The organism is Rhodococcus sp. WY5, from assembly GCF_018588185.1.
In the GTDB taxonomy this organism is placed as follows: domain Bacteria; phylum Actinomycetota; class Actinomycetes; order Mycobacteriales; family Mycobacteriaceae; genus Rhodococcus_F; species Rhodococcus_F qingshengii.
In genome coordinates, this window is the sequence record NZ_JAAMPR010000001.1 from 2,430,793 (window position 1) to 2,454,057 (window position 23,265).

General features: G+C 63.4%; 25 protein-coding genes. 17 read left to right on the forward strand and 8 right to left on the reverse strand.

Translation table 11 applies throughout. From position 1 onward, the window contains the following. The first annotated feature begins 13 nt into the window (after positions 1–13). The 4 genes from G4D79_RS11365 to cydC are packed head-to-tail and all read left to right on the forward strand — an operon-like array spanning position 14 to position 5,991. The gene (locus G4D79_RS11365; RefSeq protein ID WP_007733830.1) at positions 14–1,513 is read left to right on the forward strand and encodes a cytochrome ubiquinol oxidase subunit I; all 1,500 of its coding nucleotides are present in this window, start codon (positions 14–16) and stop codon (positions 1,511–1,513) included. A 9-nt stretch (positions 1,514–1,522) separates the two neighbouring features. Next, the gene (gene cydB, locus G4D79_RS11370) at positions 1,523–2,566 is read left to right on the forward strand and encodes a cytochrome d ubiquinol oxidase subunit II (protein WP_003939727.1); all 1,044 of its coding nucleotides are present in this window, start codon (positions 1,523–1,525) and stop codon (positions 2,564–2,566) included. Positions 2,567–2,624: 58 nt separating this feature from the next. Then, entirely contained in the window at positions 2,625–4,313 is a 1,689-nt protein-coding gene (cydD, locus tag G4D79_RS11375; RefSeq protein WP_058037750.1) for a thiol reductant ABC exporter subunit CydD, read from the forward strand. After that, positions 4,303–5,991 carry a thiol reductant ABC exporter subunit CydC gene (gene cydC / locus G4D79_RS11380; RefSeq protein WP_099697819.1) on the forward strand — a complete coding sequence of 563 codons (1,689 nt, stop codon included), beginning with the start codon at positions 4,303–4,305 and terminating at the stop codon, positions 5,989–5,991. The genes cydD and cydC overlap by 11 nt, the downstream gene beginning before the upstream one ends. Before the next feature lie 233 nt (positions 5,992–6,224). Here the strand turns inward: cydC and G4D79_RS11385 are convergent, their stop codons facing one another. From G4D79_RS11385 to G4D79_RS11415, 8 genes are all read right to left on the reverse strand, one after another. Further along, on the reverse strand, positions 6,225–7,265 hold the full coding sequence (locus tag G4D79_RS11385) for a type IV toxin-antitoxin system AbiEi family antitoxin domain-containing protein (protein ID WP_099697818.1): 1,041 nt from the start codon (positions 7,263–7,265) through the stop codon (positions 6,225–6,227). Between the two features lie 144 nt (positions 7,266–7,409). Further along, complete coding sequence (locus G4D79_RS11390) at positions 7,410–8,048, reverse strand: FABP family protein (RefSeq protein WP_039973378.1); 639 nt, start codon at positions 8,046–8,048, stop codon at positions 7,410–7,412. A 258-nt stretch (positions 8,049–8,306) separates the two neighbouring features. Then, positions 8,307–8,612, reverse strand: coding sequence for a DUF1416 domain-containing protein (locus G4D79_RS11395; RefSeq protein WP_003939797.1), 306 nt, complete (start codon positions 8,610–8,612; stop codon positions 8,307–8,309). 2 nt (positions 8,613–8,614) lie between these two features. After that, on the reverse strand, positions 8,615–9,448 hold the full coding sequence (locus G4D79_RS11400; RefSeq protein WP_003939859.1) for a sulfurtransferase: 834 nt from the start codon (positions 9,446–9,448) through the stop codon (positions 8,615–8,617). A gap of 74 nt (positions 9,449–9,522) precedes the next feature. Further along, a complete protein-coding gene (locus G4D79_RS11405; RefSeq protein WP_051649593.1) occupies positions 9,523–9,993 on the reverse strand; it encodes a DUF4395 domain-containing protein in 471 nt (156 codons plus the stop codon). 131 nt (positions 9,994–10,124) lie between these two features. Continuing rightward, on the reverse strand, positions 10,125–10,211 hold the full coding sequence (locus tag G4D79_RS35400) for a putative leader peptide (RefSeq protein ID WP_350318872.1): 87 nt from the start codon (positions 10,209–10,211) through the stop codon (positions 10,125–10,127). A 10-nt stretch (positions 10,212–10,221) separates the two neighbouring features. Next, positions 10,222–10,698, reverse strand: coding sequence for a co-chaperone YbbN (locus G4D79_RS11410; protein ID WP_003939684.1), 477 nt, complete (start codon positions 10,696–10,698; stop codon positions 10,222–10,224). After that, the gene (locus tag G4D79_RS11415; protein WP_003939847.1) at positions 10,695–11,474 is read right to left on the reverse strand and encodes an LmeA family phospholipid-binding protein; all 780 of its coding nucleotides are present in this window, start codon (positions 11,472–11,474) and stop codon (positions 10,695–10,697) included. The genes G4D79_RS11410 and G4D79_RS11415 overlap by 4 nt, the downstream gene beginning before the upstream one ends. Positions 11,475–11,615: 141 nt before the next feature. Here G4D79_RS11415 and G4D79_RS11420 point away from each other — a divergent pair, with 141 nt between their 5' ends. The 13 genes from G4D79_RS11420 to G4D79_RS11480 all read left to right on the forward strand — a co-directional run bounded on the left by G4D79_RS11420 (position 11,616) and on the right by G4D79_RS11480 (position 23,242). Continuing rightward, positions 11,616–12,368 carry a response regulator transcription factor gene (locus tag G4D79_RS11420; RefSeq protein ID WP_003939728.1) on the forward strand — a complete coding sequence of 251 codons (753 nt, stop codon included), beginning with the start codon at positions 11,616–11,618 and terminating at the stop codon, positions 12,366–12,368. A 1-nt stretch (position 12,369) separates the two neighbouring features. Next, positions 12,370–13,269: a mycothiol synthase gene (mshD, locus tag G4D79_RS11425; protein WP_099697817.1), complete on the forward strand. Its 900-nt coding sequence runs from the start codon at positions 12,370–12,372 to the stop codon at positions 13,267–13,269. Between the two features lie 193 nt (positions 13,270–13,462). Then, the gene (gene pstS / locus G4D79_RS11430; protein ID WP_099697845.1) at positions 13,463–14,581 is read left to right on the forward strand and encodes a phosphate ABC transporter substrate-binding protein PstS; all 1,119 of its coding nucleotides are present in this window, start codon (positions 13,463–13,465) and stop codon (positions 14,579–14,581) included. 62 nt (positions 14,582–14,643) lie between these two features. Then, entirely contained in the window at positions 14,644–15,735 is a 1,092-nt protein-coding gene (gene pstC, locus G4D79_RS11435; RefSeq protein WP_007733846.1) for a phosphate ABC transporter permease subunit PstC, read from the forward strand. Positions 15,736–15,738: 3 nt separating this feature from the next. Further along, positions 15,739–16,647 carry a phosphate ABC transporter permease PstA gene (gene pstA, locus G4D79_RS11440; protein WP_003940100.1) on the forward strand — a complete coding sequence of 303 codons (909 nt, stop codon included), beginning with the start codon at positions 15,739–15,741 and terminating at the stop codon, positions 16,645–16,647. A gap of 58 nt (positions 16,648–16,705) precedes the next feature. After that, positions 16,706–17,482 (forward strand): phosphate ABC transporter ATP-binding protein PstB, encoded by a 777-nt coding sequence (gene pstB / locus G4D79_RS11445; protein ID WP_003939968.1) that lies wholly within the window; start codon positions 16,706–16,708, stop codon positions 17,480–17,482. 280 nt (positions 17,483–17,762) lie between these two features. Continuing rightward, positions 17,763–18,065: an urease subunit gamma gene (ureA, locus tag G4D79_RS11450; RefSeq protein ID WP_003939800.1), complete on the forward strand. Its 303-nt coding sequence runs from the start codon at positions 17,763–17,765 to the stop codon at positions 18,063–18,065. Beyond that, positions 18,062–18,532, forward strand: coding sequence for an urease subunit beta (ureB, locus tag G4D79_RS35225; protein ID WP_007733849.1), 471 nt, complete (start codon positions 18,062–18,064; stop codon positions 18,530–18,532). Before ureA ends, ureB begins: the two co-directional genes overlap by 4 nt. Continuing rightward, positions 18,529–20,238, forward strand: coding sequence for an urease subunit alpha (locus G4D79_RS11460; protein WP_007733854.1), 1,710 nt, complete (start codon positions 18,529–18,531; stop codon positions 20,236–20,238). Before ureB ends, G4D79_RS11460 begins: the two co-directional genes overlap by 4 nt. A gap of 4 nt (positions 20,239–20,242) precedes the next feature. Continuing rightward, positions 20,243–20,932, forward strand: a complete 690-nt coding sequence (locus G4D79_RS11465) for an urease accessory protein UreF (protein ID WP_007733855.1) — start codon at positions 20,243–20,245, stop codon at positions 20,930–20,932. After that, positions 20,925–21,668 carry an urease accessory protein UreG gene (ureG, locus tag G4D79_RS11470; RefSeq protein WP_020908922.1) on the forward strand — a complete coding sequence of 248 codons (744 nt, stop codon included), beginning with the start codon at positions 20,925–20,927 and terminating at the stop codon, positions 21,666–21,668. Before G4D79_RS11465 ends, ureG begins: the two co-directional genes overlap by 8 nt. Further along, a complete protein-coding gene (locus tag G4D79_RS11475; protein ID WP_235867826.1) occupies positions 21,668–22,405 on the forward strand; it encodes an urease accessory protein UreD in 738 nt (245 codons plus the stop codon). The genes ureG and G4D79_RS11475 overlap by 1 nt, the downstream gene beginning before the upstream one ends. A 90-nt stretch (positions 22,406–22,495) precedes the next feature. Continuing rightward, the gene (locus G4D79_RS11480; protein WP_099697816.1) at positions 22,496–23,242 is read left to right on the forward strand and encodes an SDR family oxidoreductase; all 747 of its coding nucleotides are present in this window, start codon (positions 22,496–22,498) and stop codon (positions 23,240–23,242) included. Positions 23,243–23,265: the final 23 nt, after the last annotated feature.

Genomic DNA, 23,265 nt, shown 5'->3' on the forward strand with positions numbered 1-23,265 from the left:
CTCGGAGTAGCCAATGGATACTTTGGACGTCTCCAGGTGGCAGTTCGGTATCACTACCGTCTACCACTTCATCCTTGTTCCGCTGACCATCGGACTTGCGCCGATGATCGCGATCATGCAGACGATGTGGGTGGTCACCAAAAAGGACCACTGGTATCGGCTCACCAAGTTCTTCGGCAAGCTTTTCCTCATCAACTTCGCACTCGGTGTAGCCACCGGCATCGTGCAGGAGTTCCAGTTCGGCATGAACTGGAGCGAGTACTCGCGATTCGTCGGTGACGTCTTCGGAGCTCCGCTCGCATTGGAAGGCCTCGTCGCCTTCTTCATGGAGTCCGTCTTCATTGGACTCTGGATCTTCGGTTGGGGCAGGCTGCCCAAACTTGTACACCTGGCGTGCATTTGGCTCGTGGCGATCGGCGTCAACGCGTCGGCATTCTTCATCATCGCGGCCAACTCGTTCATGCAGCATCCGGTCGGTGCGACGTACAACCCTGAAACGGGTCGTGCCGAGCTCACCAGTATCTGGGAGCTGCTGACCAACAACACCGCTCTCGCTGCCTTCCCGCACGCGGTTGCCGGCGCCTTCCTGACAGCGGCGACGTTCGTCGCCGGCATCAGTGGTTGGTGGATGGTGCGGAACATGCGCCGCGCCAAGCAGGCTGAGGCCGCCGAAGCCGAGCGCCTCGAAGCCGACGCACGGACGATGTACCGCCCGGCAACACGATTCGCGTTGCTCGTCATGATCGTGGCCGGAATCGGCATCATCTATACCGGTGACGTCCAAGGCAAGCTCATGTTCCAGCAGCAACCCATGAAGATGGCGTCGGCGGAATCGCTGTGCGACACCGAGATGGATCCGGACTTCTCGATCCTCACTATCGGCACTCACAACAACTGTGACAGCGTGACGCACGTTCTGAAGGTGCCGTTCGTTCTTCCATGGTTGGCCGAGGGCAAGTTCACCGGCGTCGAACTGCAAGGCGTGAACCAACTGCAGGAGCAGGCGGAGCAGGACTTCGGACCGGGTAACTACCGACCGAATCTCTTTGTCACGTACTGGTCTTTCCGCGCCATGATCGGCCTCGCCGCCGGTTCGGCAGCACTGGCTCTCGCGGGACTGTGGGTCACTCGTAAGGGGCGGGTCCCGGACCAGAAGTGGTTCGGAATACTCAGCCTGGTCGCGATCCCCACTCCGTTCATGGCGAACAGCGCCGGTTGGATCTTCACCGAGATGGGCCGTCAGCCCTGGGTGGTGCATCCCAACCCGACCGGCGTCGACATGATCAGACTTACTGTCGACCAAGGTGTTTCGGACCACGCGTCGGCTACCGTCTGGGCTTCGCTGATCACCTTCACCCTGCTGTACGGAGCGCTGGGAGTCGTCTGGTTCAAGCTGATCGTGCGGTACGCGAAGGAAGGCCCGTTGGAGCACGACATGCATCCGCCGGGCGATACAGATCATGACGAGCCGGAAGATCCGGACAAGCCCAAACAACTGTCGTTCGCGTACTAGGAGGCGATCATGGGACTTCAAGAAGTATGGTTCGTGCTCGTCGCAGTACTGTTCATCGGTTACTTCGTCCTCGAAGGGTTCGACTTCGGTGTCGGAATGCTCATGCCGATCGTCGGCAGAGGCAGTGACCTCCCGGCCGATACGCGTCGGCGGGTGGCACTCAACACGATCGGCCCGGTGTGGGACGGCAACGAGGTGTGGCTGATCACGGCCGGAGGCGCGATGTTCGCGGCATTCCCGGAGTGGTACGCGACGTTGTTCTCCGGGTTCTATCTACCGTTGCTGATCATCCTGGTGGCCTTGATCGTTCGTATCTGTGCCATCGAATGGCGAAGCAAGATCGACGACGACAAATGGCGTCAGCGTTGCGACTGGGGCATCATCTTCGGCTCCTGGGTCCCGGCAGTTCTCTGGGGCGTGGCTTTCGCGAACATCGTTCGGGGCGTGGCGATCAACGCCGACAAGCAGGTCGAGTCGGGATTCTTCGATCTGCTCAATCCGTACGCGCTGCTCGGCGGTCTGACCACCGCGCTGGTGTTCGCTCTCCACGGCGCAGTGTTCCTGGCACTCAAGAGTGCCGACGAGGTTCGTGAAGACGCAGTGAAAATTGCCGCACGACTGGCAATTCCGGCTATTCCGGTCGCCGGCGGATTCGTCCTCTGGACGCAACTCGCCTACGGCAAGGGATGGACGTGGATTCTGGTAGCCGCCGCTGCTGCCGCACTGATCGGCGTCGTCTTCCTGACGCGGGCCGAGCGCGAAGGCTGGGCTTTCGTTCTCACTTGTGTGGCCGTCATCGCCACTGTCGTGCTGCTGTTCGCCTCGCTGTTCCCGAACGTCATGCCGTCGACGCTTGATCCGGCGTACAGCCTGACCATCGAGAACGCGTCGTCGAGTCCGTACACGCTCAAGGTGATGACGTGGGCCGCGGCATTCATGACGCCGGTGGTGATCATCTACCAGGGTTGGACGTACTGGGTGTTCCGACAGCGCATCTCCTCCAAGCAGATTCCGGCGTCGATCGGCCTGCGATTCAAGGAGAAGACGTGGTAGTGGCAAAACCGCAATCACACAAGATTCGAATCACGAAAGAACTGACGGTCGAATTCACGTGACTATCGAAGTAGGCGACGCTCCCACCACTCGGGAGCGTCGCCGGGGACCGATCGACCCGCGGCTGTGGCGACATTCCGCTTCTGCGCGCGGCTATCTGATCCTGACTGTTGCTCTGTCGATGGTGAACGTCGTGATGGTCATCGTCGCGGCGCTCATGATCGGCCGGGTGCTGGCCGGAGTGATCACCACTCGAACTGTGGATGTTTCCTCGTGGACAACCGAATTGGTTGTTCTCGCCGCAGCTGTGGCGGTCCGAGTTCTGGGGACTTGGCTGCAGACCAGGTATGCGCACCGGGCGTCGACTCGCGTCGTTGCCGAGATCAAGAACGGCGTGCTGACGTCGGCGACGGCGATGAGTCCTCGCGATCTGGATCCGCGGCGTGACGAGATCGCGACCGTGGTCACCCGAGGTGTCGACGGCCTTGGTCCGTACCTGACGGGATACCTTCCGGCCCTGGTCTTGTCGGTGACGCTGACACCCATCACCCTGATAGTCATTGCGGTGCAGGACATGACGTCTGCGGTCATCATCTTCGTGACGCTGCCGCTGATCCCCATCTTCATGATTCTGATCGGCCTGCTGACAAAGGGTAAGTCGGAGAAGACGCTGGCAGCGATGACCACGTTGTCTTCGCAACTGCTCGATCTCCTTGCCGGTTTGCCGACGCTGCGGGCGCTCGGTCGTCAGCAGGGTCCTGCCGAGCGCGTCCGTGAACTCGGTGACGCTCATCGGCGAACGACGATGTCCGCCCTCCGCGTTGCGTTCCTGTCCTCGATGGTGCTTGAACTGCTCGCAACGCTCTGCGTCGCGTTGGTGGCCGTGAGTATCGGCTTGCGACTGGTGTACGGCGACATGTCACTCGAGCCGGGGATAGTCGCGTTGATCCTCGCCCCCGAGGTGTACCTGCCACTTCGGATGGTGGGAACCCAGTTCCACGCCGCCGAGGACGGAATGGCGGCAGCCAACAAGGCATTCGAGGTTATCGAGGCGGATTCTGCCGCACCGGAGGGTGGTAGCACGACGGTGGTCGCTCGCGGTGCCGACATCGTCTTCGACGGACTCGGCGTGACCTCTCGTGGGGGAGTCGCACCGTCTCGACTTTCCGCCGTGGCATCGCCAGGGGCGATCACCGTGCTCACCGGTCCCAACGGCTGCGGCAAGTCGACGGCAGTGCACGCGCTGCTCGGGTTGATCGAACCGAGCAGTGGGCGCGTGACGGTCGCCGGCGTCGATGTCCGAGACCTGGACGAGCACGCGTGGTGGAGTCAGTTGGCCTGGCTACCGCAACATCCGGTCCTCCTGCCCGGCACCGTTCGTGAAAATCTCGATCTCACCGGGGTCGTCGATGCGCAAGCATTGGCTCGCGCCGCTGCTGCGACGGGATTCGACGCGGTACTGGCCGAGCTGCCTGCGGGCGTCGAGACCGTGATCGGCGTCGGCGGTACAGGTCTGTCTTTGGGGCAGCGGCAACGGCTGGCACTGACACGCGTGCTTGCCTCGGACCGCGCAGTTCTTGTCCTGGACGAACCCACCGCTCACCTCGACTCGGATTCGGAAGGGACAGTGTTGGCTTCTCTGAGAGCACGGGCGGAGCGTGGCGACACCGTTGTCGTGATCGGCCACCGTCCGAGTGTGCTTGCCGCAGCTGACCGGATCGTCGAGGTGCGCGCTCATGAGAAGTGACGCTCACGATCCGCTTCTGCGTGCTCTGCGGCTACTGGAACTTCGGCCACGACGCGTACTGACGGCGGTGGCGGCGGGTGTGGCAACACTCGGTAGCGCACTCGCCTTGGCGGCGCTGTCCGCATGGTTGATCACGCGGGCTTGGGAGATGCCTCCCGTTCTCGATCTCAGTGTTGCGGTAGTTGCCGTACGCGCATTGGGAATCTCACGTGGTGTCTTCCGCTATCTCGAACGATTGACGACGCACGACGTCGCGTTGCGCGGAACCACCGCGGCGCGATCGAGGATCTACCAGCAGTTGGCCGCAGGAGATCCCGCGGCAGCAGCCGGACTACGACGCGGTGACCTGCTCTCACGTACGGGCGCCGACGTGGATGCACTGGGCGACGTCGTCGTCAAAGCACTGATCCCGATTGCGGTCTCGATTGTCCTCGCGTTTGCTGCGGTGGGAATCCTGTTGTTCATCTCGGTTCCGGCCGCGCTCATCCTGGCTGTTGCGCTGGCGGTGTCCGGGATCGCGGCACCCTGGCTTTCGGCTCGTGCTGCTCGTCTCGCCGAGGCCGACAGTTCTGCTGCCGCAGCGCGATTCAGTGAGTCCGCGGTGACCGCCCTCGACCATTCCGCCGAGCTCCGGGTATCGGGTCGCTTGGATCAGGCGGTGAGCGAGGCTGTGTCCGCCGAGAACGAGGTGGTCGATGCAACCGATCGCGCGGCGGTACCGAGTGCCTTTGCCGCCGCGGCGACGCCCCTGGCAATCGGCGTGAGCGTCCTCGGTGCCCTGTTGATCGGAATTACGCTGTACGGAACCACCGACATGTCACCGATGTCCATGGGAATCCTTGTACTGCTTCCGCTGTCGGCTTTCGAGGGAACCGCGATACTGCCCAGCGCGGCAGTTGCGTTGACCAAGGCGCGGCTGGCGTCGGCACGCATCATGGCGGTACTCGATCGAGCCGACGCCGAACACGTTGAAGGAAATCGTGCGTGGCCGGAGGACGGGGTCCTGAGTGTGCACGCGTTGCGGGCGGGTTGGCCCGGGGGAAAGGTGACCGAACCGCTGTCGGTGGATCTTCCTCGCGGTGCTCGTGTTGCCGTCGTCGGCGAGAGCGGATCCGGAAAGACCACCGCGCTGATGACGATGGCGGGACTGCTGCCGCCTATCGCGGGAACAGTGCGCGTTGGCGGAGTGGATGTTTCGGAAGTCGATCCGGCCGAACTGCGCAGGCACGTGGGGTACTTCGCCGAGGACGCACACCTCTTCGAGACGTCGGTACTCGAGAACCTGCGCGTCGCACGCGGTGACCTCACCGCCGAGGACGCGGAGAAAGCACTTGCCGCAGTTGGTCTCGGCGACTGGCTGTCGGAACTGCCGGACGGGCTCGACACCTACCTGGTCGGCGGCATGCGAGCGGTTTCGGGCGGTGAGCGTCGTCGGTTGCTGTTGGCGCGCGCGATCGTCTCGCCCGCGGAGGTGCTGCTGCTCGACGAGCCGACCGAGCACATGGACGCGGAGGCCGGCGATCAGTTGCTCCGCGAGTTGCTCAGTCGCGACGCAACGCTGGTCGATTCTTCGCGAACCGTTGTTGTCGTCACCCACCAACTTCCGGACGGCGCAGCAGCTGACCAGGTGATATGCGTCGGAAAAGTTTCTGTGGAAAATACGTTGCCGTTATCGTGAAGTGGGCGTACTTTCTCCTGTACACAAGGAAGGAGGTGGTCTGAAATTGAAGTACAGACGGACGCGTGAGGTGGCTGCCAGCTAGCCGCAATCGCTGATGGAATTCACTTACCGCGTGAGCGGCCGGCGAATCCCAGGCAGCCACCCGACCCCCGAGCCCCCGATCAGTCCGACCGGGATCCGCGCGAAAGCGTGGGTGTGGCTCGGGGGTCGCTTCGTGCCGTGCGCCTTTATCAACCCCCGGCGGTTAATAAAGGCGCACAGCGTGGACAAGGATTAGGCCCCCACCATCCACCGCGCTCGAGGATCGCTCTGACCTCGGCTGCAGTTCGGCACGAGGCCCCCTCCACCTCCTCCCAACCGAAGACCAGTGTGGCGTTGCCTGACAGTTCGGATGCGTTTCCTCGCCGACGATCCCGCAGCGCAGTCGCCCGAGAAGAGTGGAAGGCAAATCCGTCGAGTCGAACGATCAGTGCGACACCGCAATTGCGGTAGTCGACGTCCTCGTAGAGAGTTCTCCCATCGACGAGGACCGGCGATTGCCGTCGTGCTTCCGGCAAACCGTGTGCTCGCTCGACCTCGATTGCGTAGCGATGCTCGAGTACCGACTGGACACCGCGATCCAACAGGTCCAATGTCGAGGACAGCGCTTTGACATATCGCCTCGGCCGTCGGCATTCCATTCGGGTGCGCAATTCCATCCGTGACACTTTGCACGCCGTGGCCGAGCGAACCAGAGAACGAGCGGCGTCGCGAGCCGACGGCTCTGCAACCGCCAGGTCAATTGCGGTGTCGGCCAGCGAAGTACGAGCAGGCTGAGTGGCAACGCCGATGTGGGCATGAGCGCGTGAACGATGAACGATCACTCCGGGATGGGCAGTGGACCACCCCAACGGAACGGGGCGCGCCGGGGAGCGTTCGGGTCTGACCGTCGGACTCTGACAGCGGGAGGATCTGCCGTATCGGACCGTGATGTGGATCGGCAGTTCGGACTCGATGTGCGTGAGTCCCCACTCTTCAGCTGCCGTCCGGTGACTCAGGTAGGTCTCTCCGCCGCCGAACAGAAGGGCGGCCTCGAGAATCATTGCTCGGTTGAGCGGGCCGTTGGTGCTGGATTGAACGCCGTGGAGGACGGTTGTCCATTGACCCGATTCGACCAGATGTTGGATGCGCCGCGGTGAATAGCCGAAAGGGCGTAGTTGTTTGTTGGTCGCGAGTCCGTGCTGGAAGTCGAAGAGTCTTCGGAGATCAGGATCGATGTAGTCGCAGCTCATGCGAATACCGTGAGATCGCGGACCGACAAGAATCGGTCGAAGATGCCGCTCCGAAGCCCGCCTGTGGAATTTGTCGGTGCCTGTGGATAAATCTGCTGTGCGCCTTTATTAACCGCCGGGGGTTAATAAAGGCGCACAGCAGAACTAGCCGATGTAGCGCGTCAGGCGGGCCGAGAGACGCGGTTCCAGGCCACCGTCAGACATGATCCGCTCTTCGACGTACGCGAGGTCGCCGCCTTCGACGATGCCGTACAGACGCTTCGCGCCGCCGTACAGTGCACCGGACTGGCTGCGGATCACCACGTCGGTGGCAAGTTCCCACGACGCTTGGGTGAGTGCGCGCCCGTAGTACATTTCGACGACACCGGAGCTGTGGCTGAGCAGGAGTTCGACCACTTCCTGGTTGACGCTGCCCGGGATGCCGTCGCCGCCCATGCGCCAGTAACCGCTCTCGCGCAGATCGGGGCTCACGTACTTGCCCTCGGCGTCGAGGCGCCAGGACCGGGACTCCCAATTGAGGTACGGGCCGCCGTCGTGCGAGATGACGATCTGCTGACCGAAGGCGTAGTCGCCGTTCTCGTCGTGTCCTTCACCTTCGCCGCGCCAAACACCGACGAGGGGGAGAAGCGCGAGGAGTTCGGGATTGATGTCCGGGCCGAGGCGCAGGTTTGCGGTGTCCTCCGGCAACGGAAGGTCCGGCAGGGTCGGAATGTTGAGCGACGCCGTCGACTTGGAGCGCTCGACGGCGATGGCGACAGCTTCGTCCCCGCTGCCGCGCCTCACGGCACCTGCAGCGGCGGAATCGTCAGCGGTCGCGTCGGACCCTGAATCCGGAGCCTGACTCACGACTCGTCGGTGACCAAGCGGTACACGACGTACACGGAGAACCAAGCGATCATGACGGATGCGAGTGCGAGGAGTACCTCGAAGAAAATGACCACGGGTACATCTTAGACCGCGGCGACCGACCGGAAAAATCGGGAGCCGGAATGCAGAAGGCCCCGCACCGGAGGGGTGCGGGGCCGCCTGACAAAGCATGAATTACTTGCTGACGGTCACGTCCACGTTGTGCACGCCCGAGCCCTCGGGAGCGACGGTGGAGGTGCCGTTGCCCGAGCTGGACAGTGCACGCACGGTCCACTCGCCCGGAGCGGCGAAGAAGCGGAAATCGCCGGTTCCCGATGCCACGACCTCGGCCGTGAACTCTCCGGAGCCGTCGAGCAGACGCACGAATGCGCCGCCGATGGGCTGGCCGTCAGCTGCGAGAACGCGGCCGGTGATGACCGTTTCCTTCTCGACGTCGACGCCGGCAGGCAGGGTCTGGCCCTGGGTAGGTGCTCCACACATGATCAGGCTCCCAATTCGATCGGTGCGCCGACGAGTGAGCCGTATTCGACCCAGCTGCCGTCGTAGTTCTTGACGTTGTTCTTGCCGAGGATCTCCTGCAGGACGAACCAGGTGTGGCTCGAACGCTCGCCGATGCGGCAGTAGGCGATCGTTTCCTTGGTGTCGTCGAAGCCCTTTTCCGCGTACAGCTTGGCGAGGTCGTCGTCCGACTTGAAGGTGCCGTCCTCGTTGGCGGTGGTGCTCCACGGGATGTTGATGGCTCCGGGGACGTGGCCACGCTGCTGCGCCTGCTCCTGCGGAAGGTGGGCGGGAGCGAGGATCTTGCCGGAGAACTCGTCAGGGCTACGAACGTCGACGAGGTTCTTGCTGCCGATGGCGTCGATGACCTCGTCGCGGAATGCGCGGATCGAGAAGTCGGGGGTCTCGGCCTTGTACTGCGTGGCTTCGCGGTTGACTGCGTCCTTGGAGAGCGGGCGTCCGTCGAGTTCCCACTTCTTGCGGCCGCCGTCGATCAGCTTGATGTCCTGGTGGCCGTACAGCTTGAAGTACCAGTACGCGTAAGCGGCGAACCAGTTGTTGTTGCCACCGTAGAGAACGACGGTGTCGTCGTTCGCAATGCCTTTGGCGGAGAGCAGATCCGAGAACTGCTCCTGGTTCAGGAAGTCGCGTCGGACGCCGTCCTGGAGGTCCTTGCGCCAGTCGAGCTTGACTGCACCCTCGATGTGGCCGCCGTCGTATGCGCTGGTGTCCTCGTCCACCTCGACAAAAACGGTCTTGGGGGTGTTGAGGTTCTGCTCAGCCCAGTCAGCGGAGACTAGGACGTCGGAGCGAGCCATGGTGTTCCTTTCGATGTGGTCTTGCATCGGTCGTTATCTAGCAGGGGTTCAGCAGGGTTGTGGGGCAAGCGTTTTCACGCGGTGGTAGCGCGGCCGGTATTTCGCAGCCTTGCGACGAGTGGATAGATCTGGCAGCCGAGGCAGATGCCGAACGCGGCGTTGAGCAGGGCCGCGAACAAGGCGAAGCCGGTGGCAACGGTGCCGACGATCGTCGACCCGGCCAGGAAACCGACCGTGCCGGCGAGTGCGAAGACGAAGCCGACGAACTGCGCGAAGCGCAGCGGCGCCACGGGTTCGCGTTCGCTGACCGGCGAGAGTCGCGGGGCGACGAGCTTGCCGAAGATCTGGCCGTACGGGCTGCGCTTGGGGCCGAGTACCGCTCCGACCGCGAAGACTATGGCCTGCAGTGCGAGAACGACGGTGGCGGCGGGCAGTGAGAAGGTCGAGAGGACGAGCGTGAGTACGAGAACGCCGGTGGTGACCCACGCGGCGAATCGAGGTCCGCGGACGTCGACCTGCTCGAGCTGGGGTGTGGTTGTGGACATCGGGAGTGCTCCTGCGCTGGATTGCATGATGCTGTGCCTGGACCGAGAAAACGGGACGTCAAAGTCCCACTCGGTGGATTGATCACGTGAGCGAAAGCTCGAAGGTCAGAGAGATCTGACGGATGTGGTGATCAGCAACAGGTACAGCAACAGCCCCCGAGGCGGCACAGGTCTACTGCGCGGCGTCGGGTGAGCATCAGCTCGTGGCGGGTTTGCACGTCGGCGAGTTTACCCCGAATTCTCGGATTTTGGCTCGTGGGGTCCGGATAGTGGTACGAGTGCAGCTTTCAGATCCGCTGCGGATGGCACTCCGGACACCCGGAACTGTTCCTCCAGGCCACCGTCGAGGATGAAGGTGGTGGGCAGCGAGAGGACACTCATCTCGCGTGCCAGAGCCGGTTCCTTGTCGATGTCGAGCTCGATCTCCACCGGCGGACGGGGAGCGTCGGCCATCGAGATCACGACCTGACCGACGACGCGGCGTACTGCCGCGCACGGTCCGCACCAGTCGGCAGAGAAATGCAGTACGACGGGTCCGCCGTTCGGCGAAGAGACTCCAGCGGCGCGGAGCAGTTCGAGGCGACTGTCCGCAGCGCCGGTCGCGGCCGGCGTGGTGACTCGGACCTTTCCGTTGCGCGACTTGAGAAAGAGCCCGACCGCGACGACGGCGACCAGCGCGACCAGTAGAATTGTGATCCCGGTCATCGGTTCTGCAGCTCTGCGAGATCGATCGTCGTGTTTTCGGCGCTGCCTTCGATCACGATTCTTCCGCCTTCCGCGTAGACCAGGCTCGGCTGAATTCCGTAGGGGAGTGCCTGCGGATCGATCGTGTAGCTGAACAGTCCGAGGACGACGGGTTCGAGTGCTGCGGGGATCGAGAAATCGGCTTTGCCCTCCGGACCGAAGTACAGATTGCTGGCGACGATCTTGACCTGCCCACCTTCCAGAACCAGGTTGGCCTGCACGCTCACTGCAGTCTCGACCGGGCCGACGGCAACCGTTCCCGTCAGCACGACGGCGCCCGCGGTGCTCGCTCCGGTTCCGCCGCTGCCCCCGGTGCCATCCGACTTGTTGGCAGGCGGCGAAGATACCTGCAGGTCAGGGATATTGAGCAGCTTTCCGAGGTCGGTGGCGTTGATTCCCATCCGGCCGTCGAGTTTGTCGACGGGGAGTTGGGTGACATTGCCGTTCACGATGTCGGAGAAGGGAACGGTGACCCCGCGCAGATCGGCCTCGACGGTCACTTCGCCCACCACGTCGCTCTGGACGCCGGTAGCTCTGACGTAGACGTCCTTGTATTTCCCGCCGAGTGCCTGGGTGAGGAAGGGGAACCCGTTGAAGGTGACCTCCGGATCCGACTCGAGTGATGCGCCGGTTCGGAGCTCGCGGGAAACCCGGTACTCGGCGTACGCGGCCGCGCCGAAATCGGCCACCAGTCCGAGGCCGAGGAGAAAGACGATGCCGATGATCAGTTTGCGCACCGCACCATTGTGACGGACTCCGGTCGGGGTTCGATGCGACGGCCCCGGTACCAGGCACGCTAATGTAGGGACCGACCAAAAGCGTCGAACTACTCGAGCGTTGCCCTCACGGGTTGCGCGGGCTACTAGATAGGAGGCCGTGTGGAACTGCTCCTCCTCACCTCCGACCCCAACCCGGAAGCTGTACTACCGGCGTTGGCGTTGCTGGCGCACTCGGTTCGGCCTGCCCCCACAGAGGTTTCCTCGCTACTCGAGGCAAGTTCCGCGGACGTGGCATTGGTGGATGCGCGCACCGATCTGGCTGCCGCACGCGGGTTGTGTCGATTGCTCGGAAGCACAGGATCCGCAGTACCTGTGGTCGCCGTCCTCACCGAAGGCGGACTCGTTGCCGTCAACGCCGACTGGGGGTTGGACGACATCCTGCTTCCCGGTACCGGTCCGGCTGAGGTGGACGCCCGATTGCGGTTGTTGGTCGCCCGCAGCGGCGGTGTGGCCAGTCCGGAAGCGTCGGGAAAGATCACGCTGGGCGAACTGGTTATCGACGAGGGGACGTACACGGCACGACTGCGTGGACGGCCCCTTGATTTGACTTACAAGGAATTCGAGCTGCTCAAGTACCTCGCGCAGCACGCCGGACGGGTATTCACCCGGGCGCAGCTGCTGCAGGAAGTGTGGGGCTACGACTTCTTCGGCGGCACCAGGACGGTCGACGTCCACGTGCGTCGTCTGCGGGCGAAACTCGGCACCGAATACGAGTCCTTGATCGGTACAGTCCGAAATGTCGGATATAAGGCAGTGCGTCCGACCAGGGCCAAGGGTGGCGCAGCTGCTCCCGTTCAGTTCGAGGACGACGAGGACGTCGACTACGACGCGGCCGACGGATCGGTGGTCTGACGTGGGTTGGACAGATTCACTGCCGGCTGGATTCGCCGAGCAGGTTTCCGCGCTTCTCGATCGCGCAACCGAGTTCGACGGCAAGGCGCCCGTGTCGGAACAGGGGCGCCATGCCGTTGCCGGGCGCGGCGCCGCGCGACACTTCCTCGAACTCGACGGCGATGCGGTCGTCGGTTATGCGCAGCTGCAAGCCGGTTCGGACGAGCATCCCGACATGGCCGAGTTGGTGGTCGACCCGCAGGCGCGGCGCCGCGGCATCGGAACCAGGCTTGCCGCAGCGGTATTCGACGAGGGCCGGCCGGGCACGCGTGTCTGGGCGCACGGAAACGTCGACGCCGCAGTCGAATTCGCCAAGAGCCTCGATCTGGTCAGCGTTCGTGAACTCCTGCAGCTGCGTCGACCACTCGATGCTCCGCAGCTTCCGGAAATCGTTGTGCCCGAAGGTGTGACGATTCGGACGTATCGTGGGCCCGAAGACGATTCCGAGATCCTTCGCGTCAACAATGCGGCCTTTTTCTGGCATCCCGAGCAGGGTGGCTGGACCCAGGCGGAGATCGACGAGAGAACGGCCGAAGGTTGGTTCGACCCTGCTGGTCTGTTCATGGCGTTCGCGGACACCGATCCCGATACTCTTCTCGGCTTTCACTGGACCAAGGTGCACGCACCCGAAGGTGGCGATCCGGAGCTGGGGGAGGTGTACGTCGTGGGGATCGATCCCGCGGCGCAGGGACGAGGTCTCGGCCGAGTGCTGACTCTCGCGGGCATGCATTACCTGCGTGATCGCGGCCTCGGAACCGTCCTTCTGTACGTCGAAGGCGACAACACGGCCGCCCTCCACACGTACGAACGACTCGGCTTCGATCGCTTCCACGTGGACATGGCTTACGCCCGCGCGCTCTGACGTCACAGTCGGACACGCAGAAATGTCCAGTCTGTTCATTCTCCGTTAACCATGTGTGGTCCAGCCGGACACCGCGCCCGCCTACTTTTCTCTGTGGGCAGCGCCGTGTTGCCTGATGCAGATTTCAATCATTCTGCGTCTCATGTCGCCGCCCGATCGTGGGCGTGGCGGTAGCGATTTCCGGAGGATCTTGGTGAATCTCAAGCGCAGTGGTGCCCTGCTCGGTGTAGTGGCCGTGGGCGCCATGACCTTGGCCGCATGTGGCAGCGACAACAACTCGTCGTCGACGGGTGTGGACGGGTCCGCATCGAACGCAACGTGCGAAGGCAAGAGCAACCTCTCTGCCGCTGGTTCCTCGGCACAGAAGAACGCCATGGACCAGTTCGTCGCCACTTACATCTCCGTGTGCCAGGAAAAGGGCAAGACGGTCAACGTCGCGTACAACCCCAGCGGTTCGGGCGACGGTCGTACACAGTTCATCGCCGGCCAGATCGACTTCGCCGGCTCCGACTCGGCCATCAAGGACGAGCAGGCCGACAAGGCCAAGGAGCGTTGCGTCGGCGGCGAAGCCTGGAACCTTCCCCTCGTCTTCGGCCCGATCGCAGTTGCATACAACCTCGACGGCGTCGACAAGCTCGTTCTCAACGCAGAGGTTCTCGCGAAGATCTTCAACGGCGGCATCACCAAGTGGAACGATCCGGCAATCGCCGCGCTCAACTCCGGTGCATCGCTTCCCGACGAGAAGATCACCACCGTGATCCGCTCCGATTCCTCGGGTACCACCGACAACTTCCAGAAGTACCTCGACGCGGCATCGAACGGTGCTTGGACGTCGGGCGCAGGGTCCGACTTCACCGGTGGCGTCGGTGAGGGCGCCAAGGGTTCGGCGGGCGTTGCACAGGCAGTTGCCACGGCACCGGGTTCGATCACCTACGTCGAGAAGTCGTTCGCCGATCAGAACAAGCTCTCGGTTGCCGAAATCAACACTGGCTCCGAGGCAGTCGCACTGACCAACGACACGGCCGCGAAGTCGATCGCAGGCGCGAAGTTCAAGTCCGACGCAACCGGCGACCTGACGCTCGACCTCGCGTCGATCTTCAAGACCAACGAAGCCGGCGCCTACCCGCTGGTTCTCGCCACGTACTCGATCGTCTGCTCCAAGGGCTACGACGCGGACACCTCCGCAGCAGTGAAGTCGTTCCTGACGAGCGCGGCCAACGAGGGTCAGGCCAACCTGGCCGAGCAGGGTTACGTCCCGCTGCCGTCCAACGTCCAGGATCGCCTCAACGCGTCCATCACGGCAATCAGCTGACCTAGAGACTCGTGCGGACAAGCTCATGGATCTACATTCAGACGTGAAGGAAGTGAGCGCGCATGAGTGACGCGCCCATCACCTCGACATCTCGTTCTCCCGGCCCCGCAACCAGCGGGGCCGGGGTGGGCGGTCCGAACGGCACCACGGAGGACACGATTACTTCCACCAAGGCTCCAGAAACCGAGCATCCTCCGAAGGGTGACGGTCCGGGTAGCGGCAACAGCAAGACGGTGACCCGTCCGGGTGACCGCATCTTCAGCTCGCTCGCCTCCGGTTCGGCAATCTTCATCACGGTTGTCATCGCGGCGATCGGCGCGTTCCTGATCTGGCGTGCTGTTCCTGCTTTGAGCCGGAACCAGGTCAACTTCCTGACCAGCCGTGAATGGGTCACGCAGAACATCAACGCGATGGCGTTCGGTGTCCTCGACCTTTTCCAGGTCACGGTGTTGGTCTCGCTGTTCGCACTGGTGCTCGCGATGCCGATCGCACTGGGCATCGCGATCTTCCTGACTTCGTACTCACCCAAGTGGCTCACGCGGCCACTGTCGTACACGATCGACCTTCTGGCAGCTGTGCCGTCCATCGTCTACGGCCTGTGGGGACTTCTCGTCTTCGCTCCGGCGATCACCCCGGTCGCGGTGTGGCTCAACGACACTCTCGGCTGGTTCCCGCTCTTCGCCGACGGCAGCGGATCGATCACCGGTGGCGGCACCATCTTCACCGCAGGCATCGTCCTCGCCGTGATGATCCTTCCGGTCATCACCGCAGTGACCCGCGAGGTGTTCATCCAGACCCCGCGATCACAGATCGAAGCCGCACTCGCCCTCGGCGCCACGCGCTGGGAAGTTGTGCGCACCACGGTCATCCCGTTCGGTAAGTCCGGCTACATCAGCGGCTCGATGCTCGGTCTCGGACGCGCACTCGGTGAGACGATGGCGCTCTACCTGATCCTGCGCACCACCTCTCAGGCCTTCGGCTGGTCGCTGTTCGACGGCGGCTCGACCATCGCCTCCAAGATCGCCCTCGGCTACGCGGAGTTCAACAACGACATCCAGGCAGGCGCGTACATCGCGGCCGGACTGGTGCTGTTCGTACTGACCTTCGTCGTCAACGCGGCTGCCCGCGCAGTGATCGCCGGAAAGAAGGACTGACCCATGACCTCCACTCTGGACCGGCCGGTCAAGGCCCCCACTTTCCAAGGCGTCGGCGCTCGTCGTCGTGCCAAGGACGTCATCGCGACCATCCTGGTGAGCCTGGCAGTCGTCATCGCGCTCATCCCGTTGGTCTGGGTGCTCTTCACGGTCATCGCCAAGGGCCTGCCCGCTCTGACGTCGCCTACCTGGTTCACCAACTCGCTGAGCGGATTGACGGCGTCGGCCGACGGCGGCGGTATCTATCACGCCTTGATCGGCACCCTGCTGCAAGGCATCGTGTGCGCGGTCTTCTCCATCCCGCTCGGTATCTTCGTCGCGATCTACCTGGTGGAGTACGCCGACCGGAAGTCGAAGCTGGGCAAGCTGACCACGTTCATGGTCGACATCCTCAGCGGTGTTCCGTCGATCGTGGCCGCGCTGTTCATCTACGCCCTGTGGATCGCGACCTTCGGCTTCCCCAAGTCCGCGTTTGCGGTGTCACTGGCTCTGGTCCTTCTGATGGTCCCGGTCGTCATCCGCTCCACCGAGGAAATGCTGCGCATCGTCCCGATGGATCTGCGAGAGGCGTCGTACGCGCTCGGTGTGCCGAAGTGGAAGACCATCTCGAAAATCGTTCTGCCGACGGCACTTCCCGGCATCATCACCGGCGTCATGCTGGCCCTGGCCCGCGTGCTCGGTGAGACCGCACCGCTGCTGATCCTCGTCGGCTACGCACCGTTCATCAACTTCGACCTGTTCAACGGCGAAATGGGCACACTGCCTTCCGTCATGGTCGCCGAGATGAACAACCCCACCGACGCCGGCACCAACCGCATCTGGGGCGCAGCACTGACCCTGATCCTGCTGATCGCGATCCTCAACATCGTCGCGAAGCTGATCGGTCACTTCTCACAGGTCAGAAGTAAGTGATGCGGCCTCGGAACATGTTCGTACTCAACAGCGTCAACAACTCAGTAGGGAGCCGGTAATGGCCAAGCGTCTGGATCTCAAGGACGTCAACATCTACTACGGCAAGTTCCACGCCGTCGCCGATGTGGGCCTGTCCGTCCCGCCCCGGAGCGTCACCGCCTTCATCGGCCCGTCCGGTTGCGGCAAGTCCACCGTTCTCCGTTCACTCAACCGCATGCACGAAGTGATTCCCGGTGCGCGCGTCGAGGGTTCGGTGCTGCTCGACGGCGAGGACATCTACGGCTCGAACGTCGATCCGGTCGGTGTTCGCAAGACCATCGGCATGGTGTTCCAGCGACCCAACCCCTTCCCGACCATGTCCATCAAGGACAACGTCGTCGCGGGCTTGAAGTTGCAGGGCGAGCGCAGCAAGAAGAAGCTCGACGAGGTGGCCGAGCGTTCGCTGCGCGGTGCCAACCTGTGGAACGAGGTCAAGGATCGCCTCGACAAGCCCGGTGGCGGCCTCTCAGGCGGTCAGCAGCAGCGTCTGTGCATCGCGCGTGCCATCGCGGTCTCGCCCGACGTCCTGCTCATGGACGAGCCGTGCTCCGCGCTCGACCCGATCTCGACTCTCGCGATCGAAGACCTGATCACCGAGCTGAAGAAGGACTTCACGATCGTCATCGTCACGCACAACATGCAGCAGGCTGCGCGTGTGAGTGACCAGACGGCATTCTTCAACCTCGAGGCAACCGGCAAGCCCGGTCAGCTCGTCGAGATCGACGACACCGAGAAGATCTTCTCGAACCCGACGCAGAAGGCCACCGAGGACTACATCTCCGGCCGCTTCGGATAGGTCCCGGGATCAACCCTGCACGATCATGTTTCACCCCCGTTTCCAACAGGAGACGGGGGTGAAACTTTTTGGTTGTGGTGATAGTTCCCACTCCGGTGCGCAGAGCTGAGCGTCGTTGGGCGCCCGAATAATTCGATGAGCAGCGCAAGTGCGCCGAGTGGGCGCTGAAGTAGCCGACGATGTGAATCTCGTGGATACTGACGACGCTTCGGACAATGCTAATCTCGGCCCGACAGCACGCTGTCGATCGATGTCGTTTCACAACCGGAAGGGCTTGTCAGTGCACCTCACCCCTTCAGATACCGAAAAGCTGCTCCTGAGCGTCGCGGGCATGGTCGCCCGTGACCGCCGCGAGCGCGGGGTACTGCTGAACTACCCCGAAGCGATGGCACTGATCTCGTGCTGGATTCTCGAGCGCGCGCGTGACGGAATGACGGTTGCGGAACTGATGAACGCCGGTCGGCAAGTGCTCACCCGCGACGACGTGATGGAAGGGGTACCCGAGATGATTGCAAACGTCCAGGTGGAGGCCACTTTCCCGGACGGTCGCAAACTGGTCACCGTGACGGAGCCCATTCGATGATTCCCGGCGAAGTACGTGTGTCCACAGAACCGCTCGAGTTCGGCACGGACGCGGAGAAGATCACGATGGTCGTCGTCAACGACGGCGATCGCCCCATTCAGATCGGTTCACATCTCCACCTTCCCGCGGCCAACCCGGCGTTGACCTTCGATCGCGAAGCGGCAGACGGCTTCCGGCTCGACATCCCCTCGGGAACGTCGGTTCGGTTCGAACCCGGGGTCAGCAGAACGGTGACACTGATCGCGCTCGGCGGACTCAAAAGGGTTCCGGGCCTGCAGATCGTGCCGGACGAAGACCTACCGACACATGCGCGCGAGCCCAAGACCGTCATGCCCTTCGGCACGCCCGGCGTCGAGGTCGAAGAACCTTTGCGAGCGTCCTCGGTGAACGTGCGTGTGAGTGATGTTCCAGTCGAGGCGGATTCACCGGACGACGCCGCGACGACAGTTGAGAGGACAGCCGAATGAGCAGGATCGATCGACGCGGCTACGCCTCCCTGTACGGCCCGACCGCAGGCGACCAGATCCGTTTGGCCGACACAGATCTGTGGATCGAGATCGAGCACGACTACACCGCGACCGGCGACGAGATGGTCTTCGGCGGCGGTAAGAGCATCCGCGAGTCGATGGGCCAGGGCCTGACCACTCGCGACCAGGGTGCTCTCGACGTCGTCATCACCAACACGGTGATTCTCGATCACTGGGGAATCGTCCGGGCAGACGTCGGAATTCGCGACGGACGCATCGTTGCGATCGGCAAGTCCGGTAACCCCGACATCATGGATGGCGTGCACCCCAAGTTGCTCATCGGGCCGAGCACAGACGTGATCGCCGGTGAGGGAAAGATCCTCACCGCGGGTGCGATCGACACTCACGTGCACTTCCTCAGTGAAGTCGAGATGATGGAAGCACTCGCCACTGGTACGACGACCGTGGCGGGCGGCGGAACGGGCCCCACCGAAGGAAGCAAGGCAACCACCGTCACGCCCGGCGCCTGGTCGCTGACGATGATGCACCGCGCCCTCGACCACATCCCGCTCAACGTCCTTCTTCTCGGCAAGGGCAGCACCGTCAGCCATGAGGCCATGCGCCAGGAAGCTCTCGCGGGCGCAGGCGGATTCAAGGTTCACGAGGACTGGGGTTCCACTCCGGCCGCGATCGACGCCGCTCTGCGAGCAGCCGACGAGTTCGGCCTCCAGGTAGCGCTGCACGCCGACAGCCTCAACGAAACCGGTTACGTACAGCACACTTTGGATGCGATCGCCGGACGCGGGATCCACGTGTTCCATGCGGAAGGCGCCGGCGGCGGGCACGCACCGGACATCATCGTGACGGCAGGTGAGCCGAACGTTCTTCCGGCATCGACCAATCCGACGTTGCCGCATACCGTCAACACGGTTGCCGAGCACCTCGACATGCTCATCGTGTGTCATGCGCTCAATCCCCGGGTTCCGGAGGATCTTGCCTTTGCCGAGTCCCGGATCCGGCCGACAACGATTGCAGCAGAAGACTTTCTGCACGACATCGGAGCCATCTCGATCACCTCGTCCGACGCCCAAGCGATGGGCCGTATCGGTGAGGTGACCCTGCGGACATGGCAGGTGGCTCACGTCATGAAGGCCCAGTACGGCAAGCTGGGCACCAGCATGCCGGCCGACAACGAGCGTGCGCGGCGTTACGTCGCCAAGTACACGATCTGCCCCGCGGTGGCGCACGGTATCGATCACGAGATCGGCTCGGTCGAGGCCGGGAAGATGGCGGACCTGGTGCTGTGGGATCCCGCGTTCTTCGGAGTCCGTCCTTCTGCCGTGATCAAGGGCGGGGCGATAGTTGCTGCGCCGCTTGGTGATCCGAATGCTGCTATCCCGACCCCGCAGCCGGTGTTCGTTCGCCCGGCCATCGCGGCGACTCCGGGATCGGCCCCGCACCTGTCCACGACGTTCGTCTCTCCGATGGCCATCGAGGACGGTCTGGCCGATCGTCTCGGTCTCACCCGCACCCTTACCGGTGTTCGTCCGACGAGACACCTCACCAAGGCGGACATGCCGAACAACACGGCGCTGCCGTCCATCGACGTCGATCCGGAGACGTTTGCCATCAAGGTCAACGGCGACCTGATCGCGCCCAACCCCGTTGACGTGGTGCCGATGGCTCAGCGCTACATGCTGTTCTGAAACCATGTCGATCGAGACGGCATCTGCCGAGATAGCATCGATGCTCTTGGCAGACGGGCGTCTGCCTACCGGCGGTCACGCGCACTCGTCGGGGTTGGAACCGGCACTGGCGGGCGGACTCCTGCAGAGTCAGGTCCCTGACTTCATTCGCGGTCGACTCGAAACAGTCGGACTTGTCGAGGCCGCTTCAACGGTGGTCACGCGCCGCTGGGCCGTAAGTGAGGGTAGTGCAGGCGAACTCGAGGACATCTCGAGGGAACTGCTCGCTCGGACTCCCAGTGCACCGCTGCGTGAGGCGTCGATTCAGCTCGGCCGTGGGCTGGCGAGACTGGCGTCGCGATTGTGGCCGCAGCACCCCGCGGTGCAGATGCTCATGGCGCTGCCTGGGCATCCGATGCGTCCGCTCGCGTTGGGCGTCTTCACGGCGGTCTCCGGGATGGACGACCTGCAGGCGGCCAGATCTTGTTTGTACGACGACGCCCAAACGGTGGCGTCGGCGGCACTGAAGCTACTGCCGGTGGATCCGGCAGAACCGGTCGAATGGTTGCTCCGAGCAGCCCCGACCATCGAAACCGTCGCCGCGGCTGCCGTAGCCGTCGAGGGCGTCGCAGATATACCCGCAACAACAGGGCCGTTGGTCGAACAATGGTCACTCGAACACCACGCTCGATCCAGGAGGATTTTCCGTGCTTGACAACCTGAACAACACCACCACTGCTGCAAGAGGTTTGAGGCTCGGCGTTGCCGGCCCCGTCGGCACCGGCAAAAGCACCCTCATCGCCACCATCTGCCGCGAACTCGCGTCGGAGTACGAGATCGCGGTGGTCACCAACGACATCTACACCGACGAGGACGCGCGACTGTTGCGCGCGGCCAACGTACTTCCGATCGAGCGCATCGTCGCAGTCGAGACCGGTGCGTGCCCGCACACGGCTATTCGTGACGACGTCACGCCGAACCTCATTGCGGTCGAAGACCTCGAGCGTCAGTTCCATCCCCTCGACATGGTGATCGTGGAAAGCGGCGGTGACAACCTGACCGCCACGTTCAGCCCGGCACTGGTCGACGCCCAGATCTTCTGCATCGACGTCGCGGGCGGCGGAGACGTCGCCCGCAAGGGCGGTCCCGGCATCGAGCGGGCAGATCTGTTGGTGGTCAACAAGATCGACCTGGCCCCGTACGTCGACGTCGACGCGGTCCAGATGGTTGCCGATGCCACGGCCGCGCGTGACGGACTTCCCGTTCTCGCGCTCAGCCAGAAGGATCACGCGACGATCGACCAACTCAGTGCGTGGCTTCGCCAGGTCATCGCAGCTCACCGTGCGGGTAGTCACACCCCGCAGGATCCGGGGCCGATGGCGCCGCACTTCCATGCCGATGAAGAAGACCACGGACACGGTCACGGGCACAGCCACTCTCACGCTCACTGATGCGCACCGGAGCTACGCGGGTCGTCGTCGAGAGAGTGGGTGACACCGCTGTTGCGCGAGAGCTGATCTCGGGCGACTTCCTGGCCCCGCGGTTCGTCGACGCTCGCGGGCTCACCGTGCGAATTGCCCTGGTAGGGCACAGCGCAACGCTGTTGGCCGGCGACGACCTACGTATCGAGTTCGTGGTCGCACCCGGTACGTGTCTCGAGGTGATCGAGCCGTCCGGGACCGTCGCGTACAACGCACGCGGTGGCCGGGCGTCGTGGTCGGCTTCGGCGAGCGTCGGTGCCGGTGCGGCGCTGATCTGGCGTGCGGCACCGTTTGTCGTCGCCGGCGGCGCGGATGTGACCAGGCGCGTGGATATTTCACTGGAATCCGATGCCGTTGTGCTGCTCGACGAGATGATCGTATTCGGCCGGACCGGCGAAACCGGCGGTGCGCTTCGCTCGGATCAGCGCATTACCGTCGACGGTGACGCGCTGCTCGTGGAAACTCTCGACCTGCGTAGCGTTCCTGGCCGTTCGCTGCCGGGAATTCTCGGTGGCCATCGCGTGCTCGGTACGACCATGCTGTTGGGGATGAAGACTACCGACGACGTCGAAGGGCACGTGACGCCGCTGGCGGGAGCAGGGATGCTGGCACGGGCCGTTGCCGACCACGCACATGAGGCGAGCGCAGCGTTGGATCCGATCTGGTCGCAGTGGCGTGGGCGAGTTTCGCAGAAGTACACCGACTGATTCGCCCGACCGTCACACTTCGGGAGGCTGCGTCGTCCAGTATGTGACCAGGCCGAAGAGAGCCGGGCGCACAGGTTTGACGGAGGCATCATGCGAATTGTTGTTCTGGGCGGAACCGGCCAGATGGGAAAGCTGGTCGTCGAGCAGGCGAAAATCGGGGGCCATGACGTCGTCGCCGCCGCTCGATCGACGGGAGTCGACATCTCCACGGGTGCGGGGTTGGACGAAGCATTTTCCGGCGCCGACGTGGTCGTCGACGTGAGTGATCATGTCACCAACAGTGCCAAGAAGGCGATCGAGTTCTTCGAGACGGCAGCGAAGAACATCGCCGCGGCCGAAGCCAGGGCCGGCGTGAAGCACCACGTGTTGCTCTCGATCGTGAACTGCGACGATCCGCGATTGAAGTCCTTCGGTTACTACCAGGGGAAGGCTGCGCAGGAACGCGCGGTGGAAGCGTCGAGTATTCCCTTCACGATCCTGCGATCCACTCAGTGGTTCGAGTTCGGCGAGAAGACGATCGCGCTGTTCGGACTGGGGCCGATCGCTATGGTTCCTCGGATGCGGTCACAACCGGTGGCAGCGAAGACCGTCGCCGAGGCGCTCGTGACGTGCGCTCAGAACGGTCCGACCGGGAGGGCTCCAGATCTCGCCGGGCCTGAGGTCCTCGAGATCCCGGCCATGACGCGCGAGATCTTGAAATACCGTGGCCGACGTAAGTGGCTGATCCCGATCTCGATGCCGGGAGCGGGTAAGGCGATGAAGGGTGGGGCGTTGCTGCCCGCGCCGGGATCCACAACTGCAGGACCCACGTTGGAAACCTGGTTGCACGAGAACTGAATAGGAAAGGCGGCCGCGCAAGT

What these genes read in the sequence shown, in the direction of transcription:
- ureB (WP_007733849.1), top strand. Translation starts at nt 18,062, where the DNA reads ATGATTCCCGGCGAAGTACGTGTGTCCACAGAACCGCTCGAGTTCGGC.
- G4D79_RS11480 (WP_099697816.1), top strand. Translation starts at nt 22,496, where the DNA reads ATGCGAATTGTTGTTCTGGGCGGAACCGGCCAGATGGGAAAGCTGGTC.
- G4D79_RS11460 (WP_007733854.1), top strand. Translation starts at nt 18,529, where the DNA reads ATGAGCAGGATCGATCGACGCGGCTACGCCTCCCTGTACGGCCCGACC.
- pstA (WP_003940100.1), top strand. Translation starts at nt 15,739, where the DNA reads ATGACCTCCACTCTGGACCGGCCGGTCAAGGCCCCCACTTTCCAAGGC.
- cydB (WP_003939727.1), top strand. Translation starts at nt 1,523, where the DNA reads ATGGGACTTCAAGAAGTATGGTTCGTGCTCGTCGCAGTACTGTTCATC.
- G4D79_RS11405 (WP_051649593.1), bottom strand. Translation starts at nt 9,993, where the DNA reads ATGTCCACAACCACACCCCAGCTCGAGCAGGTCGACGTCCGCGGACCT.
- G4D79_RS11385 (WP_099697818.1), bottom strand. Translation starts at nt 7,265, where the DNA reads ATGAGCTGCGACTACATCGATCCTGATCTCCGAAGACTCTTCGACTTC.
- G4D79_RS11400 (WP_003939859.1), bottom strand. Translation starts at nt 9,448, where the DNA reads ATGGCTCGCTCCGACGTCCTAGTCTCCGCTGACTGGGCTGAGCAGAAC.
- pstC (WP_007733846.1), top strand. Translation starts at nt 14,644, where the DNA reads ATGAGTGACGCGCCCATCACCTCGACATCTCGTTCTCCCGGCCCCGCA.
- G4D79_RS11365 (WP_007733830.1), top strand. Translation starts at nt 14, where the DNA reads ATGGATACTTTGGACGTCTCCAGGTGGCAGTTCGGTATCACTACCGTC.
- G4D79_RS11475 (WP_235867826.1), top strand. Translation starts at nt 21,668, where the DNA reads ATGCGCACCGGAGCTACGCGGGTCGTCGTCGAGAGAGTGGGTGACACC.
- cydC (WP_099697819.1), top strand. Translation starts at nt 4,303, where the DNA reads ATGAGAAGTGACGCTCACGATCCGCTTCTGCGTGCTCTGCGGCTACTG.
- pstB (WP_003939968.1), top strand. Translation starts at nt 16,706, where the DNA reads ATGGCCAAGCGTCTGGATCTCAAGGACGTCAACATCTACTACGGCAAG.
- G4D79_RS11395 (WP_003939797.1), bottom strand. Translation starts at nt 8,612, where the DNA reads ATGTGTGGAGCACCTACCCAGGGCCAGACCCTGCCTGCCGGCGTCGAC.
- G4D79_RS11410 (WP_003939684.1), bottom strand. Translation starts at nt 10,698, where the DNA reads ATGACCGGGATCACAATTCTACTGGTCGCGCTGGTCGCCGTCGTCGCG.
- G4D79_RS11465 (WP_007733855.1), top strand. Translation starts at nt 20,243, where the DNA reads ATGTCGATCGAGACGGCATCTGCCGAGATAGCATCGATGCTCTTGGCA.